The 16,199-nt window shown below is 32.9% G+C and carries 18 protein-coding genes; 9 read left to right on the plus strand and 9 right to left on the minus strand.

The window, feature by feature from the left end; genetic code table 11:
* Positions 1-20: 20 nt before the first annotated feature.
* From AC28QF_RS05950 to AC28QF_RS05990, 9 genes are all read left to right on the plus strand, one after another.
* Positions 21-2,279, plus strand: a complete 2,259-nt coding sequence (locus AC28QF_RS05950; RefSeq protein WP_145000697.1) for a heavy metal translocating P-type ATPase — start codon at positions 21-23, stop codon at positions 2,277-2,279.
* A 23-nt stretch (positions 2,280-2,302) separates the two neighbouring features.
* Positions 2,303-2,515: a heavy-metal-associated domain-containing protein gene (locus tag AC28QF_RS05955; RefSeq protein WP_145000695.1), complete on the plus strand. Its 213-nt coding sequence runs from the start codon at positions 2,303-2,305 to the stop codon at positions 2,513-2,515.
* A 15-nt stretch (positions 2,516-2,530) separates the two neighbouring features.
* Entirely contained in the window at positions 2,531-3,295 is a 765-nt protein-coding gene (locus tag AC28QF_RS05960) for a M90 family metallopeptidase (RefSeq protein ID WP_145000693.1), read from the plus strand.
* Between the two features lie 454 nt (positions 3,296-3,749).
* Positions 3,750-4,823 (plus strand): hypothetical protein, encoded by a 1,074-nt coding sequence (locus AC28QF_RS05965; protein WP_145000691.1) that lies wholly within the window; start codon positions 3,750-3,752, stop codon positions 4,821-4,823.
* Complete coding sequence (locus AC28QF_RS05970; protein WP_488201139.1) at positions 4,793-5,488, plus strand: condensin complex protein MksE; 696 nt, start codon at positions 4,793-4,795, stop codon at positions 5,486-5,488. Before AC28QF_RS05965 ends, AC28QF_RS05970 begins: the two co-directional genes overlap by 31 nt.
* Positions 5,481-8,675 (plus strand): hypothetical protein, encoded by a 3,195-nt coding sequence (locus AC28QF_RS05975; RefSeq protein ID WP_145000688.1) that lies wholly within the window; start codon positions 5,481-5,483, stop codon positions 8,673-8,675. The genes AC28QF_RS05970 and AC28QF_RS05975 overlap by 8 nt, the downstream gene beginning before the upstream one ends.
* Positions 8,672-9,619 carry a hypothetical protein gene (locus AC28QF_RS05980; protein WP_349372909.1) on the plus strand — a complete coding sequence of 316 codons (948 nt, stop codon included), beginning with the start codon at positions 8,672-8,674 and terminating at the stop codon, positions 9,617-9,619. Before AC28QF_RS05975 ends, AC28QF_RS05980 begins: the two co-directional genes overlap by 4 nt.
* Positions 9,606-11,156 carry a hypothetical protein gene (locus AC28QF_RS05985; protein ID WP_145000683.1) on the plus strand — a complete coding sequence of 517 codons (1,551 nt, stop codon included), beginning with the start codon at positions 9,606-9,608 and terminating at the stop codon, positions 11,154-11,156. Before AC28QF_RS05980 ends, AC28QF_RS05985 begins: the two co-directional genes overlap by 14 nt.
* Positions 11,153-12,070 carry an NERD domain-containing protein gene (locus AC28QF_RS05990; protein WP_261375250.1) on the plus strand — a complete coding sequence of 306 codons (918 nt, stop codon included), beginning with the start codon at positions 11,153-11,155 and terminating at the stop codon, positions 12,068-12,070. Before AC28QF_RS05985 ends, AC28QF_RS05990 begins: the two co-directional genes overlap by 4 nt.
* 301 nt (positions 12,071-12,371) lie before the next feature.
* Here AC28QF_RS05990 and AC28QF_RS05995 read toward each other — a convergent pair whose 3' ends face one another.
* The 9 genes from AC28QF_RS05995 to AC28QF_RS06035 form a co-directional block, all read right to left on the minus strand.
* Positions 12,372-12,902, minus strand: a complete 531-nt coding sequence (locus AC28QF_RS05995) for a D-Ala-D-Ala carboxypeptidase family metallohydrolase (RefSeq protein ID WP_145000681.1) — start codon at positions 12,900-12,902, stop codon at positions 12,372-12,374.
* Positions 12,903-13,012: 110 nt separating this feature from the next.
* A complete protein-coding gene (locus AC28QF_RS06000) occupies positions 13,013-13,354 on the minus strand; it encodes a hypothetical protein (RefSeq protein WP_042269915.1) in 342 nt (113 codons plus the stop codon).
* Between the two features lie 85 nt (positions 13,355-13,439).
* Entirely contained in the window at positions 13,440-13,970 is a 531-nt protein-coding gene (locus AC28QF_RS06005) for a hypothetical protein (protein ID WP_145000679.1), read from the minus strand.
* Entirely contained in the window at positions 13,970-14,344 is a 375-nt protein-coding gene (locus AC28QF_RS06010) for a hypothetical protein (RefSeq protein ID WP_145000677.1), read from the minus strand. The genes AC28QF_RS06005 and AC28QF_RS06010 overlap by 1 nt, the downstream gene beginning before the upstream one ends.
* Positions 14,295-14,645, minus strand: a complete 351-nt coding sequence (locus tag AC28QF_RS06015; RefSeq protein WP_145000675.1) for a hypothetical protein — start codon at positions 14,643-14,645, stop codon at positions 14,295-14,297. The genes AC28QF_RS06010 and AC28QF_RS06015 overlap by 50 nt, the downstream gene beginning before the upstream one ends.
* Positions 14,645-14,968 carry a hypothetical protein gene (locus AC28QF_RS06020; RefSeq protein WP_145000673.1) on the minus strand — a complete coding sequence of 108 codons (324 nt, stop codon included), beginning with the start codon at positions 14,966-14,968 and terminating at the stop codon, positions 14,645-14,647. Before AC28QF_RS06020 ends, AC28QF_RS06015 begins: the two co-directional genes overlap by 1 nt.
* Entirely contained in the window at positions 14,965-15,213 is a 249-nt protein-coding gene (locus tag AC28QF_RS06025) for a hypothetical protein (RefSeq protein WP_145000668.1), read from the minus strand. Before AC28QF_RS06025 ends, AC28QF_RS06020 begins: the two co-directional genes overlap by 4 nt.
* The gene (locus AC28QF_RS06030; RefSeq protein ID WP_145000666.1) at positions 15,191-15,694 is read right to left on the minus strand and encodes a hypothetical protein; all 504 of its coding nucleotides are present in this window, start codon (positions 15,692-15,694) and stop codon (positions 15,191-15,193) included. Before AC28QF_RS06030 ends, AC28QF_RS06025 begins: the two co-directional genes overlap by 23 nt.
* Positions 15,694-16,197: a peptidoglycan-binding domain-containing protein gene (locus AC28QF_RS06035; RefSeq protein ID WP_145000664.1), complete on the minus strand. Its 504-nt coding sequence runs from the start codon at positions 16,195-16,197 to the stop codon at positions 15,694-15,696. Before AC28QF_RS06035 ends, AC28QF_RS06030 begins: the two co-directional genes overlap by 1 nt.
* Between the last annotated feature and the right edge of the window lie 2 nt (positions 16,198-16,199).

Consider the following 16,199-nt stretch of genomic DNA (forward strand, 5'->3'; position numbering starts at 1 on the left):
CTACAAATAAGAATAGGATTATGGAGACAATTAACGTATTTGCAACCAAAGAAAAGAACCGTAAAGAGAGTATAAAAGAATCATTTCCTGTTACGGGAATGACCTGTGCATCTTGTGCATCCAGCGTTGAATCTGTCTTAAAACACACATCAGGAGTATTTGATGCCAGCGTAAACTTTGCCAATAGTTCTGTTCTTGTCGAATACGACAAAGAGTTGAGTCCTAATCAACTTCAAAACGCACTTCGTGAGGTAGGTTATGATATTATCATAGATGCAGAAAATCCTTCTGAAGTACAACAAGAACTTCAACAAAAGCACTACCAAGATATAAAGAGCCGTACCATCTGGTCGGCAATTCTTACACTTCCTATTTTTGTGTTAGGAATGTTTTTTATGCAATGGGAACCTGGGAAATGGATATCGTTGGCACTATCTATTCCTGTTCTATTTTGGTTTGGTCGTAGTTTTTTTATCAATGCTTATAAGCAAGCTAAATACGGTAAGGCTAATATGGATACTTTGGTAGCCTTGAGTACCGGAATCGCTTTTATCTTTAGTGTATTCAATACCTTTTTTCCAGAATTCTGGCTAAGTCAAGGTATCGAGCCTCACGTTTATTATGAGGCGGCAACAGTAATTATAACTTTTATTTCCTTGGGAAAACTATTGGAAGAAAAGGCAAAGTCAAATACCTCTTCTGCTATTAAAAAATTGATGGGGCTACAGCCTAAAACCTTAAAGATTATAGAGAATGGTGAAGAGAAGGAAATTCCCATTTCGGCTGTGCAAGTAGGTCAAACTATTTTGGTGCGTCCGGGAGAAAAGATTCCTGTAGATGGCGAAGTTTCAAAAGGCAGCTCGTATGTAGATGAAAGTATGATTACGGGAGAACCAGTTCCTGTAGAAAAATCAAAGGATGAAAAAGTCTTTGCAGGCACAGTTAACCAAAAAGGAAGTTTTCATTTTACAGCCGAAAAAGTAGGTGGAGAAACCTTGCTATCCCAAATCATTAAAATGGTTCAGGAAGCGCAGGGTAGTAAAGCACCTGTGCAAAAACTGGTAGACAAAATTGCTGGAATATTTGTTCCTGTTGTGTTGAGTATATCTATCGTTACTTTCGTCGTTTGGATATTAATTGGTGGTGATAATGCATTTTCACAAGCCTTATTAACTTCGGTAGCTGTCTTGGTTATCGCTTGTCCTTGTGCATTAGGATTAGCAACACCTACTGCTATTATGGTTGGTATTGGCAAAGGCGCTGAAAATTATATTCTTATAAAAGATGCTGAAAGTTTAGAGCTCGGTCATAAAGTGAACGCTGTTATTCTTGATAAAACAGGTACAGTTACGGAAGGTAAACCTTTAGTAACTGATATACTTTGGAATGATAAACTTGAAAATAATAATGAATACAAGCAAGTTCTTTTGGCGATTGAAGCGCAATCAGAACATCCTTTGGCGGAAGCTTTAGTCAACCACTTAAAAGATGAAAATATTGAAAAAGCTGAAATTGTTTCTTTTGAAAGTATTACAGGTAAAGGTGTGAAAGCTCAAACAGAAAATGGTTCACAATACTATGTTGGAAACCATAAACTAATGCTTGAGAAAAATATTCAAATTGACGCTTCCTTAATGCAAACTGCAGAAAGCCTCGAAGAGCAAGCAAAAACAGTCATTTTCCTTGGCAATGAAAAACAAGTGCTGGCGATACTCGCTATTGCAGACAAGATTAAAGAAACTTCAAAAAAAGCTATAGAAACGCTTCAAGAAAGAGGTATTGAGGTTTATATGCTTACTGGAGATAATAATAAAACCGCATCCGCTGTCGCAAAACAAGTAGGAATAATAAATTACCAAGGAGAAGTAATGCCTTCAGAGAAAGCAGCTTTTGTTGAAAAGTTACAAGCTGATGGTAAGATAGTAGCTATGGTTGGCGATGGCATTAATGATTCACACGCTTTGGCACAGGCTAATGTGAGTATCGCAATGGGTAAAGGCTCTGACATAGCAATGGACGTTGCGAAGATGACATTGATAACATCAGATTTACAATCCATACCAAAAGCGTTGGAACTATCAAAAAGAACGGTTTTGGGTATACGTCAGAATCTATTTTGGGCATTCATTTATAATATCATTGGTATTCCAATTGCAGCAGGCGTTTTGTATCCCGTAAATGGTTTTTTATTAGACCCAATGATTGCTGGAATGGCAATGGCTTTCAGTAGCGTATCTGTGGTCTTAAATAGCTTAAGACTTAAACGAGTAAAACTTTAATATTAATTATAAATTCAAAAACTATGAAAACTTTAAAATTTAAAACAAATATCAATTGTGGTGGATGTATATCAAAAGTGACCCCTTTTTTAAACAAGCAAGAAGGTGTAGAAAGTTGGGAAGTAGATACTGCTAATGCTGATAAAATCCTAACCATTGAAAGCAATGGGGCTACAGAAGAAGATGTAAAAGCTACATTACAAAAAATAGGCTTTAAAGCAGAGCTTGTAAATTAATATACATACGTTAGTATGATTTACATTTTAACTTTAGTAGTGCTTCTTCTATTTGTTATTCATTTTTATAGAAAAACAGCACGACAGACTATAAAGCCTTTCCCAGAACATTGGCACAGGCTATTAATGGAGAATGTTCTCTATTATCAAAATCTTTCAGAAGATAAGCAACTTGTGTTTCAACAAAGAATGATGCTTTTTTTGAGTGAGGTTTATATAGATAGTGTGCAGTTTGAATTGGAAGAATTAGACAAAATTTTAATTGCAGCAAGTGCGGTAATTCCTGTCTTTGGGTTTAAAGAATGGCATTACACTAATTTAAGTGGTGTCCTCTTATATCCAGATAATTTTAATGAGGATATGCAATTTAGCAGTAAAGATAACGCACGTAACATTGGTGGAATAGTTGGAAATGGGCGTTTTGAAAAACAAATGATTTTATCCAAAAAAGCATTATATCACGGTTTTAATAATACTAGTGATAAAAGTAATACTGGTATACACGAATTTGTGCATCTCATAGATAAGCTGGATGAGAGAACAGATGGTGTGCCAGAACGACTATTAGAACACCAATATGCAATACCGTGGTTGAACTTAATCCATAAAGAAATGGAAGCCATTAATAATAACCAATCTGACATTCGAAAATATGGAGCTACAAATCAAGCAGAGTTTTTTGCAGTAGCTTCAGAATATTTTTTTGAACGTCCAGATTTGTTCAAAAAGAAACATCCTGAACTATATAAAATGATGGTAAAAAGTTTTAATCAAAATTGAAGTACATAAACTATTTAATTTTTTACACTCTATAGAGAATCACTACTAAAAAATCTTTGAAAATGTTTTTTTGAATTCTTTTTAGAAAATTCTACACTTAAAATTCAATTAGTTTTATCTTAGGAGACGAACTTAATACCAGTGTAGTATAGAAACCGAGTTACAAGATATAAACGATTTTTACGATAGACTTGTTCCCTCTAAATCAGAGGGATTACTTCTATATATCCTTCATAAAAGAATTGAACTTGATTATATAGGAAATGAGTTTGAAGAGATTGATCTTGAACGCGCCATTGGTGAGGCATCAGATTTCTTCCCTGAAGCAAAACCTCAAATTGAAAAACTCACACAAAATTTACTTCATTTTTTTATAGAACATCCACCTAATAAACCTTATAAATATATACTGACACCACACGCAGTAAGGTTTATTCAATTTGTAGGGAAAAAGTTGTTTAATGAACACAAACATTTTCCACTTCGCAAAACATTTCAAAATTACGGGCTTTTCAAAGCTGAAGAAATTAAAGAGATTTTAGAATTTGAATCTTGGTATGAGCATAATTTTAAGAATAGTAGTAAAACAGTTATTGAAGACCATCTAGAGGCCTTTAAAGACCTGGTTAATCAATCTATTATTAGACTTAATACTATTGTTACCAATACAGATAGTCTAGCTCTAGAAAATCTTGATGCTTTCACTACTCTATTTAGAGATAGTATGGCTAGGTCGGAAGAGATTAAAGAGACCCTTCAACTCAGTAGTAGTTTAAAAGGACAAATAAGAATTGTTGTCGATTATTTTGAAAGTCAAATTTCACAAGTTTCACACACTAAAATAGAAAAAGAGCCTCTAGTCTTAGAAAACCTTAAAGCTGATTATGAAATAGCTCTAAAAATCAAAAATGAAGTGTATACTTTTTTTGAAATTATTGAGCAGAAATTAGAGCAGATTATCGAAAGATATATTTATGCTGATAAGCAGTTAGCCAATTTTAAAGAGAATTTTAGAACCAGAACCCAATTCCAGAGAAATCTACGTAAATTTTTAGAAGCTAGTCTTCAGGCATCTGTTTATGATAGAAAAGACGGTCTTAAGTTTTATAAAAATATTGATTTAAAAAATATTCCAGAAGAGTCGTTTAAATTCTTAAACGTTAAAAAGTATAACAACTTTATAAAGAAAAAAAGTTACGTCCTTACTCAAGAAATAGATCCTGTTTATGCATTACAACAGACACAGAGCGCTAATAGTTTATTATTAAAGCAAGAGGAAATTGCACGTCAACTCAATATACTTAAAATCAATTTATCAAAATATAAGAACACTGACATTACTAAGGAGTTCTACAGATTGTTAGATGAAACCAAAGATGAGGGAGTTGCTTTAAAAGTAATATATGATGTCCTAAAATATGCTAGTAAACATAAGGACTATGACATAAAGATACTACAACAAATACCTGAAGACTATCAGGACAAAAATATTTTAATATGGCAGATGAACATATGGCAGAAACGCTAAATTATAATTTTATAGATGTTTTTAAGCTAAGAGATGTTCAAAAACATTTTGCAGATTTAAACATCGAACTACTGAAAGGAAAGCACATTCAGGATGATGAACATTATCATCATAGAATTCTATCAAAATACTACATAGAGTTCAAAAAATATTATGATGTTTTCTATCGTCTTGTTTTAGATAAGAAAACATTTGAAGGAGTAACTTATTTCTTCTTAACCTTTAGCGAGGAGTCTAAAGGAATACTTTCAGATCATACCAGACATAGAGATTTAACTGCTATTGAGACAATCACAGCAATTACCCTGCTTCAAATGTATTATGATAGGTACTTTGAAAATGTAAAAGAAATTTCCTTTTTAAAAGATATCAAATCAAAAATTTTAGGTAGCGAGTTTAGTAGCCTGTACAAATCTGTTTTCTTTAAAAATGGAGCAAGAGATAATTTTACACCAAAGGAGTGGGCCAATGTAACGAAAAATATTAAAAATGTTATTCAAGATTTTGAGCAGTTAGGTTGGGTAGATCAACTAACTCAAAAAGGGGAAAATGATTTTTCCTTTGTTATAAAAGAATCTATACATCGCTTTCAGATGATGTATGAGTACGAAATATCAAATTTTGAAGAGTTTGTAAATAACCTAACAGAAACAGATAATGAATAAACTACCATTAATACATTCCATATCTACTGTAGGAGTTATAAAGCATTATAACCAAGATTATCTTATACACGATACACGTACAGATTTTACTGGTCCTAACGGGATAGGTAAATCCCTTTTAGCAGATTTACTACAAATTCTATTTATTGCCGAGCGCAAGAAAATACATTTTGGAACTGATAGTGTAAAAAAAGAACACCGTCAAATTCATACCATTCCTTATAAAACGCCTAATGCTTATTTCTTTCTAAATATAGAAGTTGAGCATAAAATGTATATCACATTTGGTGTAAACATACCCAACTCTAGTGCTAGTCAAATCAAATTATTTAGAATTCTTAACGAACCTTTTGATTCAGAAAAAGATTCAAAAAAAACTAAAAAAGAAAGGCAAAGCCTTGGAGGTAGTTTAATACCTGAGCACAAGCTTTTGTATCAAGATGATTTTATTACAAAAGGGACAAAACCTTCAATACCTTCTATTGATGTACTTACTAAACATCTAAGAGACGAAAAAGAACTATACCTAGATGTATTTACCAGAAAGGCAGAACGCAATGAGTTATACCAGTTCTTTTTTGACAAAAACATACTTCCTCTCAATCTAAGCCAAGACACACATCTTACCGCTTTCGCTAAAGTTTTACAGGCATTTTCAAAAGCAAACACTCTAGAAACTGATAAAGATGAGAGTCTAAAAAGTTTTTTATTTGAGAACAAGAAAAACGCAATTGAAGCTGAGTACAAACAGAATAAACAAAACTTAGATGATTATGTAGAGCGCTACAAGAGCCTAAGCGATTTAATAAGTTCACTTACTGGTAAGAGAGAGTACTTAGAAGTTTTAGAAGAGCTTTCAATAACGCATCAGGAAACAGAAAAAGAATATTTGTTGAATAAATTTTACGTAAATAAATACACCTTCAATCAACAATGTAAGACTTGGGACGATACAAAAACAAAAGTAGATAAGCTTGATGCAGAAATTAAAAAATACAATAAGTCTATTCCAGACTTAGAAGAAAAACAGAAAAAGGCAATTGAAAAATTCAAATCATATTCTGAAGCTCTTAGCAACCTTAACACTTATAAGAATAACTATTCAGATTATCTTAAAACAAAACAAGATTTAAATGATTTAAATGATTGTAAACTGCCCAAAATAGTTCAAAATGGTAATATTGATTTTGATTTTAAGAACTTGACTGTAAAACAAATTATTCAGTCAATTAAGGATGTAACAAATGTAGTTAAGGAATATAAAACTATTGAAGGCGTAGAAGAGCAATATCAAAAGCAAAATGAGAAATTAAACACCCTAAAAAATCAACTCTTAAAAAAGAAAGGTAATCTTGAAAAGTTATCTGAAATATTAGAACTCAAAGATGACACCTCATTTGCATCACAGCTTCTTAATAAGAAGCAGAGTATTTCTCTTGGACAAGAGACCGTACTTCGCTCTTTTCTGTTAGACACTAAATGGAATTTTCCGGAAGAAGTTGTAGATCAAGTAATGTATTCCTCTAGTTTAGATATTCTCAACGAGGAGTTTATAGAAGAGGATGAGAAAAACCAAGGATGGTGGTATAACATAGGAGGTATAAAAAGATTTATAAAATCACTTTCTTCAGATCGTTTGTTTGATGACAAAGATGCTTTGTCCAATGCTTTTAGCATTAAAAAGCAGAATTTAATTACAGAAATAACCCAAATAGATAAGAAGCTTAATAGTATAAAAAAACTGGAACAAGGTCTATTAGATAGTATAGAATCTCTTGATTTAGATTTTAATTGGGATGTAAATATCCCAGACCAAAGAAAAGTTAAAGAGTATAAATCCTCTGTAATTATGATTCAGAACCTAGATACTTTTAAAGCTGATATAAAAGCTTCCATTGCAGACAAAAAAGAAAAACTAGATGCATTGTCTTTGAAAATTCCTTTCAAGTTTTCAAATGAAAATCTAGATGAAGAAATAAACAAATGTAGTGCAGAACAAAGTAAACTCAACACCGGCCAACTTGAGGCAAATGGAGCATTTGAGAGCACAAAAACCCGATTAAATACTAAAACTGAAGAACTAGAAAAGGTTAACTACAATCCTAAAGAGATTGAAGATTTAAAAATTGAAGGGCTCAAAAAAATTGAAGCAGAAGAGAAAGCTATATTGATTAAATATCCAAGCTTAAAAAGTGCGTTATTAAAAGATGTTACATCTGTAGATAATCTTACTTCTATTCAAGAAAAATTCGCACTAGCAAAAACTGCATATGAGTCCAGCTATAAATCCTCACTAACTAACTATAAAGAACTAAAGGATGATATTGAGGTAAGACAAGAAATTGAAAAAGAAACAGAGACTTTTGAGTATAAAATTCTTGAGAAAAAATTATTAGGTAATGATATTGTTACCACAAAAAATATTGAAAAAGCATTAGGTAGTATTCATCAAGACAGGAATAAACTGGCCTCGGCAATAATAGATACAATGCTAAAGATTTTTCATAAGACTCAGAATGAATATGATAATTATAAATCTGTGGTAGCTAAACTTAATACTTTTTTTAAAGGAGAGTTGATAAGTAAAAAATACTATTTCCAAGTCGTCTTTGATCCCAATGTCAACTTCAAAATTAATTGGATAAATAGCTTGTCTTCTAAAGCTCAAACAGCAGGATTGTTTGAGTCAGAAACAGTAGAAAATTTTGTTGAAGAAGCGTTTAAAGATATCTCTGGTTATTCCAAAAAGATAGAATTTTCTGATCTTTTAGACCCCAAAACGTACTTCACTCTCAAAACAGAATTTAAGGATAGTGACGGTAAAGAATATCCTGGTAGTACAGGAGAGAGTTATACAGCTAGAGTTCTCTTGGGCATTGGCAGGTTGTCTATAACATCCAAAGAAAAAAGAGACGGTTTACGATTTTTAATACTGGAGGAAGTATCTAATTTAGATGATGACAATTTCAACACCTTCCCTCAAATTGCTCAAAAATATGGTTATCAAATTATAACAATGACACCAGAGCCATTTGGTTCTAATACAGAAGATGGTTGGTATTTGCATCAACTTCTTGAAGGTAAAACAGACAAAAATCGTAATTATCCCATTCCTAATAGTAGCTTTAAAACAAACTATAAAAACGAACAGTTACAGGGGTATTTAAAAAGAAAGGCTACTAAATGAATTGGATAGAAATAAAGGCATTGCACAGGCTCTATGAGACTGGAGAAGTAAAACTGAATAAGACAATAAGTAAAAGTCCCGTTTTTAAAAATCACGAGACAGCTTTAGAAATTAAGCGTAATAGAAAAACATTTAGTCGAAATCAAGATTTTATAGAGGTCTATGAAAATAAGTATCTAGAAAAATACAAGCACTATAATACTTTTTTAGATAGTGAAAACCTATTGAAGCCTCAACTTAGGTTTGAAGAAAACGATATAAAATTACTAATAGACTTTAAAGAAGGTATTAAAGATGGAAGTCTAAAAAAACTAAAAGCGGATCTTGTAGAAGCTCAAGAGAGTGTAAAAGGTTTTTCACTAATGTTTTTTAAAAATGAAAAGTATTTAAATAAGCATCCTTCTCTTGTCGACGCCATCAATTCTATTTTTAATATAAAACTTGTAGATAATAAAAGCCAACAGTTCTTGTACGTTTTACAATGCTATGATCCAAAACTTATTATTCTATGTGAGAACGGGAATTTTTTAAACAGAGATAAATTACCAAGAGAAAATGGGTATGAACTGTGGTATGCTGGTGGTAAGAATGTTCCAAAGTTAGAGTATACTTATGAATTAAGAAGAGGATTGCCCATTTATTATTCAGCAGATTGGGATAAAGATGGTTTAGAAATATATCAATTAGTGAAGAATATAATTCCAGATATACAGCTTTTACATCCCGATGGAATTTCTAGAGGTATAAAAGATACAGATCATAAAAGTCATTGGAAGGATTCTGAGAATCCTGATAGTTTATCTGGTTTAAAAAAAGAATTTTATTCAGAAAGAGACATATCTCTCATTAAAGAATTAATACATAAAAATCATTGGATTACGGAAGAAGGAAACAACCTCAAAATAATGATTGAAAATAATAATATACTTGATGGCAATAATTAATAAACTAATAGTTCCCAACCTTCAACTTCTAAAATCACTAAAGACTGACCGTAAAGGTGTTTTAGAAGTAGGCACATCACCCAAACATCCCTATACAAACCTAAATTGTAATATATCTTTTATTGATAATATCACCTTAGAGCCAGATCCATACATAACTAAAAAAATGCAAGGAGCAGATTATAAAATAAAAGCTGAAACTGAATTAAAACTAAGCTGTACTGATATTGACTATTACATATTAGGAAAGCATATTATACCAAAACATATTTCTTTTCCAAATTTTGACGATCCAATGGTGACAAATAGTTCAATCACCAAAAAAGTCATTTCAAATATTCACTCTATTTCTAACAAAAGTAAAACTCATTATAAAAAAAAGAAGTATTACCGACTATTACTTCCAATAAAGGATGTAACCATTTTAATGAGAGATTTCCAACCCAGTTGGTGCATACAGATAGATAGTCTTAACAGTCCAGACATACTCATCAAATTAAGCATAGACTCACAAGAATATCATTTTTATACCGTCAAAAAGAAAGAAGAAACTTTTCTAGGTATAGATTCTCAATCCAAAATTAGTTACGATGAATTCACCAGAGTTTGTAATTCTATTTTAATGACTTATGCCTTTTTAAAGGGTAAATACTTTGGTGGAGAAGGCTATCTTTTTTCTTATAATAATAAAAAATTTGAAAATCCAATTGGTATTAAAACTATTGATTACGCAAAAAGTAATTTAAAAGGTTTTGAGCTTCATACAGTAAGTCCACATAAGTATATGAAGTTTCAAGAAATGAAAATTGAAAAAGATAAAAATGGTGTACTTCAAAGAGTTAATCGTAATACCTCTTTAGAATATTTGAATGAATTCCCTACGGAGAACTATTCAAACCTCTGCTCTTTGATTAATTCTAATGGACAGGTATTAAGATCTATAATAATATTAATTAATAGTCACTCCAACACCTTAGAATTAAAAGTACCTTCCCTGTTTGTTGCATTGGAAAATATATCGAAAATGTTTGCTGAAAATGACAAAGGAGAATCAACACTTATAGAAGAGACTGAAATAGCAAAAGCACTAAAAAAAATTACCTATAACGCTAAAAAAGAAGTCAACCAATTAAAAAGAGATAATGAGCCTAAAAATCTATCTGAAGCAGATTTAAAAGCATATAAAGCTAACTACGCCCGAATATGTTCAAAATTAGATAGACTTAATAGTGGGACCAACAACAAAAAACTTTCTGAACCTTTTGATAAGTTTAATTATAAACTAAGTCAAGATGAATCCGATGCAGTATTTATTGACCGTAATAAATTTTTACACGGTGACGATTTTTTATCAAATAGCTTAGACTATGAAGCTGAGTTCAAAGGGTTATTTCATATCAGTATGATTGTGCATAAGCTTACTGCGATTTTACTTTTAAAAGCCTCTGGATTCTCTGGTCATATTGTTAATCTACCTAAAGTATATTCTTATATCAGTGAGGAAAAAGTTAAAGGTAAAGGCCTTGTTAAAATATGATGACACCTTCAGAAAAGTATATAACACATTTATGCAGAATATCTTTCTTGCCGTTTTGGAGCTTTCCAAACCCAATCGGGAAAAACGGAAAAGAACTTTGCGATTTACTTGTAGTATGTGCTAATACGGTCATTATTATATCTGTAAAAGACATCAAGTTTTCAGAACATAAAAATCAAAAAATACAGCAAAAGCGTTGGTCGAAGAAAGCTATAGAAAGCTATATAAATCAAATAAAAGGAGCTGAACGGCATTTGAATTCTGTAGACAGTATTCTTTTAAAAGACAGAAAAAAATCTATTAAACTGCCAAAAAAAGATCAAAGGGTAATTTATAGAATAGCCATTGCTTTTGGTAGTGATAAAGATTACCAAATTCCTATTGGAAATTATCAAGAGGAGTTTGTACATATTTTTGATGAGAAATCTACTGCAACTATACTTTCTGAGTTGGACACAATTACCGATTTCACAAACTATCTATTTGCAAAAGAAAAATTTCTTAAAAATTGTAATTTACTTGTTGCTTGTGAGGTTGATTTTCTGGCAATTTATATAGAAACAACTTTAGAGTTTGATCAACCTGTTGATGTTTTAACTTGTCCTGATGATTTGTGGGAAAGCTATCTTACATCACAAGAGTATTATAATTGGCGAGAAACTATTAAGCCTAGTTTTATATGGGATTATATGATAAATCATCTTTTCAATTACCACATAACAGACTCTACTAGTCAAGAAAGAAGAGATAATATGGAGTTTGCGGTTAGATTGATTAATCAAGAAAATAGGATGAATAGAATAGAGTTAGGAATATGTTTAGACGATGCAATTAACAAAAAGTCTAATGCTAGGATGTTACTACCCCAAGAAAATGCTAACCATCTATACGTGTTTATTCCATTAACTCAATAAAATTGGGAAGGAAAAGAACAAGAGCTTGAGTTAAGGTGCATTGTAGCCCGAAAATTAAACCCGTCTATTCATAATGTAATTGGTATAGCAATTGGTTCAAATATTAATGGAGAAAGTGTTTTTGATATATGCCATCATTACATTCCAAATCTTACAGATGAGTTTTTAAAAAACGCCACTAAAATTCAAGAGGAATTCGGCTATTTTCAAAACCCTAAAATGTCTAATAGCTCAGAGTTTAGAGATAATCCATTTGGGAAGTTTGGTTTAAAAAACAACACTTGATTTTTGTTGTTTGAGTTCAAACAAAAGGATTAACCTCCGCAGGCGTCCCACTTGGATAGCCCCAAGCTACATACTGCGACTTCATATCATCAGTATCAAGATGCACAAAGGTTCTACCTACACCAATGCGCTTAAAACCAACATCACGAGCTACAGAGACTAAGTGATTTCGAATAAACGTAGATTGAGCTTTGATATCTACAGCTTTACAAGTTGGTATTTTATGAGAAGAACTGGAAACACCACCTACTTTTTTGTTGTGTGAAGGGCTACGAGCTCCAGAGTTGATCCAGTCAAAAATGGGATATCCTGTTCTGGCTTCCAGTTGCTGAAGCATAAAGATTAATTGCCTATCCATACAATTACCAGAACCTTGAAGATCTGGACTATCAAAAACTGACAAGTCGATAGGTCGTTGATTGATTTGTACCACTCGATTTTTAACCAACTTCATTTTTGATTTTCTAAAAATAACAAAAGCACCTATCATCAAAATTGACAAGGTGCCTAATCCAACATAAATATGCTGATTGTTACTTTTTACCACAGCCACAACCTTTTGCTGTTTCTTTACTTTTCTTGTATCTCAAGAATAAATCTGAACTTATTTTTACAGCGCTTAGTAGTATAAATGCCCCAAAAATATAGTTCAATGTGTTATTTCCTTTGTCCACGTTCATTGTTTTTTTGTTTGTTATATAATTGAATTTCAGCTTCCAATTGCTCGATGTATCTTTCAAGATCTGTTATACGATCCCTTTGTTTGGTAATCGTTTTATTCATCAGCGTATTCTTACTTTCCAGTTGTTTCAACCGTTTTTCCATATTTTCAGACCATAGCTTATAGTTTTCCACTACAAGGCTATTCGCTTGAACATTGAGATTGCGTATTTCGGCGCTTTTAAGACGTCTTTGCGTCCCATATTGCAATAGCACTTCAATGAGTTTCCAAAACCCAGTAGCGCCCAGTACAATTGCAAGAATTTTAATTAAGTCCATTAGTTTTTAGATTACGCTTTACCGCTTCGCTCTCCCGTCGGTCGTGAATCCCGTAAACTCGATTTCGCGAAAGCTTCATTGATTTTTATAAGGTGCTTGGCACTCGAGTTCGTCTTACTAAGACTGGCTCAGATTCTTCGATTTCGTCTTCCTCGATTATATCAGGTGGTAGCACAAATATTCCACCAGAAAACGGTCTAAACTTCAATGGAAGCTCCGCCACATAAGGATTCACATTAAAAATGATTTCATCTTCTGGATCGTTAAAAACGCCACTTACAAATACGCGACCGTCATCATCTATCGCATAATAAAATGGTTTGCCTTGACGACTCAACAATGTTCCTGTGTGCTCGCCTTGTTGGTTTTTATTGATCGGTGCAGGTAGACTTAATTGCCATCCTGCAATTTCCTTTCTTCCAGACCTTGAACGCAAACGAATGTCCTTGCCGATTACGATATTTTCATTAATCACTGCATAAATGTTGCGCCCAGGAGAGTGCAACATATCTGCATTTAATTGATTTGATGGCACACTCAGCTCTCGCTGAGTGTTTGCTATTAATCCGCCACCTTGTGCTTTTGGCACATTACTTTGATATCCTACTATACTCATTATTGTGCTATTATTATTCCGGTTAATATGAGTAAACCACCGCCAAAAAACCAGCGCTCCAGCTTACCTCTTTTTATTTGTTTGTGCTGTCTCTTAATGGTCAAGTTCAGCTCTTGAATTTGAGATTCATCATTATCCTGAATGACAACAAGATTTTCAACTTTACGCTCCAATTTAAAAATGATGGTATCCTTTTTTTGAGTGAGATACTGCCATCTATAATTGCGTAATTGCAACGTATCAATAATGCTATCTTGATAAAGACTGAACTCTAATCGCTTTGCCAAATACTTTGATTGTGATAAGTCAAAACAGAAATATTTCTTACTTTTTATGTCTTGTACTATCGGCTGTAAATCCTGAGAAATACTCATACAAGTCCAGAGCAGACATCCTATCAATAGTGTTAATTTTTTCTTCCAATGCATTTTGTAAATTCTCTATTGTTTTATGGCTTAAAACTATTTTACCAGTTAAACTATCAGTTTGTTTTTTAAGCTTTTTAATTTCTTCATCAAGGCTAACGTTTTTAACCGTTAACAGCTCGTTTTCCTTTTCAAGTTTTTGAATAGTGTTATTGTTCAAAGCTTCCTCTTGCGGAATGATGTAAAAGATGAGCAAGACAAGAATCCCTGCAATCCAAAGCACTAATAAAAAAGGTTTCCAAAACTTCATTACTCCTTGGGTTTCGTTTGAAATAGTTTGTTTAAAAATTTCTCTAATAGGAGTTTATGAAACACCAGCGCAAAAGCAAACGATTGTAATAAACATTCAATCATCTTGATCTGATAACCTCTTATGAAATACAAAGCGACTCCGTAAATAATGCCAATGATAAGAACGCGATAACGCGTGGCTATTTTCAGCTTAAAAACTTCATAAAAGAAGTTAGTTGAGCGGTAATGGTTGAGACCATAAGCAATGACGATGAATGTGAAAATGTAAGCCCAATCCAGGCTGTTTAAATAATTGGAGATGTGTGATAAAATTTCTATCATTTTAATTGTGTTTTTAGGGTTTCTTTTATGCTTTTAATATCTACTTGCAGAGCCGCTATTTGATGATTTGGAAATAAATTCTTAGTCAAATGAGCCACGACAACTATGGTTGCTCCAGAAGCCAACAGAGCAAGCACAATTTTGGTTAATGTTTGATTGGTAAGTGTTACGGTAACTTCCGTCTTGATGCCGTCTTTATCTACCAGACCGTCTATTAAATCTTTAATGCTTCGTTTTTCTGCCATCTTTGTGTTGCTTTTTTATGTTGCCAATATTGCGTTCATTAAACAGCTGTTCTGAAACCTCTTTTACTTTATACAACCTCAAAACACGTTCTTCAGTAATAGCATCAAATTCATCTGTGATTAAGCCTTTTGCAGCACCGTGATTTTTTAAGAGATAGACGCGTAGTTGGTAGACGCGTTCTCCTTTGCTTCCTAATTTTAAAGGGAAATCATCATTGGGTTCTGGCAGTGCTTCGGGCTTGATGACGATTGCTTTCTTTTCTTTTTCTAAAGGAACAGTAGGCTTCATTTCAACCACAGAAACCTCTTTTTTCTGCGGAGTAGGTTTCTCGACTTTTACAGGTTGAGATTCCTCGACGATTGTAAATTCGGCATCCTCAACCGTTTCTTCTTTATCTCTAAAGAGGACATAGCCCAACAATCCCAATCCCAAAAATCCACCAGCGATAAGCAATCCTTTTTGCATCGTTTGTTCGCTCATTATTTTCCAAGACTTGACAGCGCTTTTCGCATTCCTGCGATATCGGCTTGAGTGAATACTGTTTTCTTTAATCGCTTTTGTGCCGCTCGCGAGGTTTTAGGACCAAATTGCCCATCCACACCATCACGTTTTGGTCCCGTTTTGCCTAAATCTTCTTTGTAGATTTTAAGGTAACGTTGCAATATTTTCACATCAGGATGACGGCTTCCGTATTTTAATGGATAGCCTGTTTTGGTAATAATTGGTTTTGTACTTGAACTTGATGATGTTGAAGAACTCGGAATAAAAGGAGGCGTTTGGTAGCTGGATGAACTACTTGAAACTGTTGTAATTCCTGATGAAGAAGCGCTCGCTAATTGAGCTTCTTTTTTCTCCTTTTTCTTGGTCATAAAATAATACGCGGTAGCAGCTCCAGCGAGTACCACGATTACACCACCTACCACTAAAAGGTCTTTGTTCTTAGCCATAAATGACGGATTTGTTGCTGTTGATTTCTGTTTCATTG

The sequence above is a fragment of the Tenacibaculum sp. M1.3A genome (assembly GCF_057732375.1).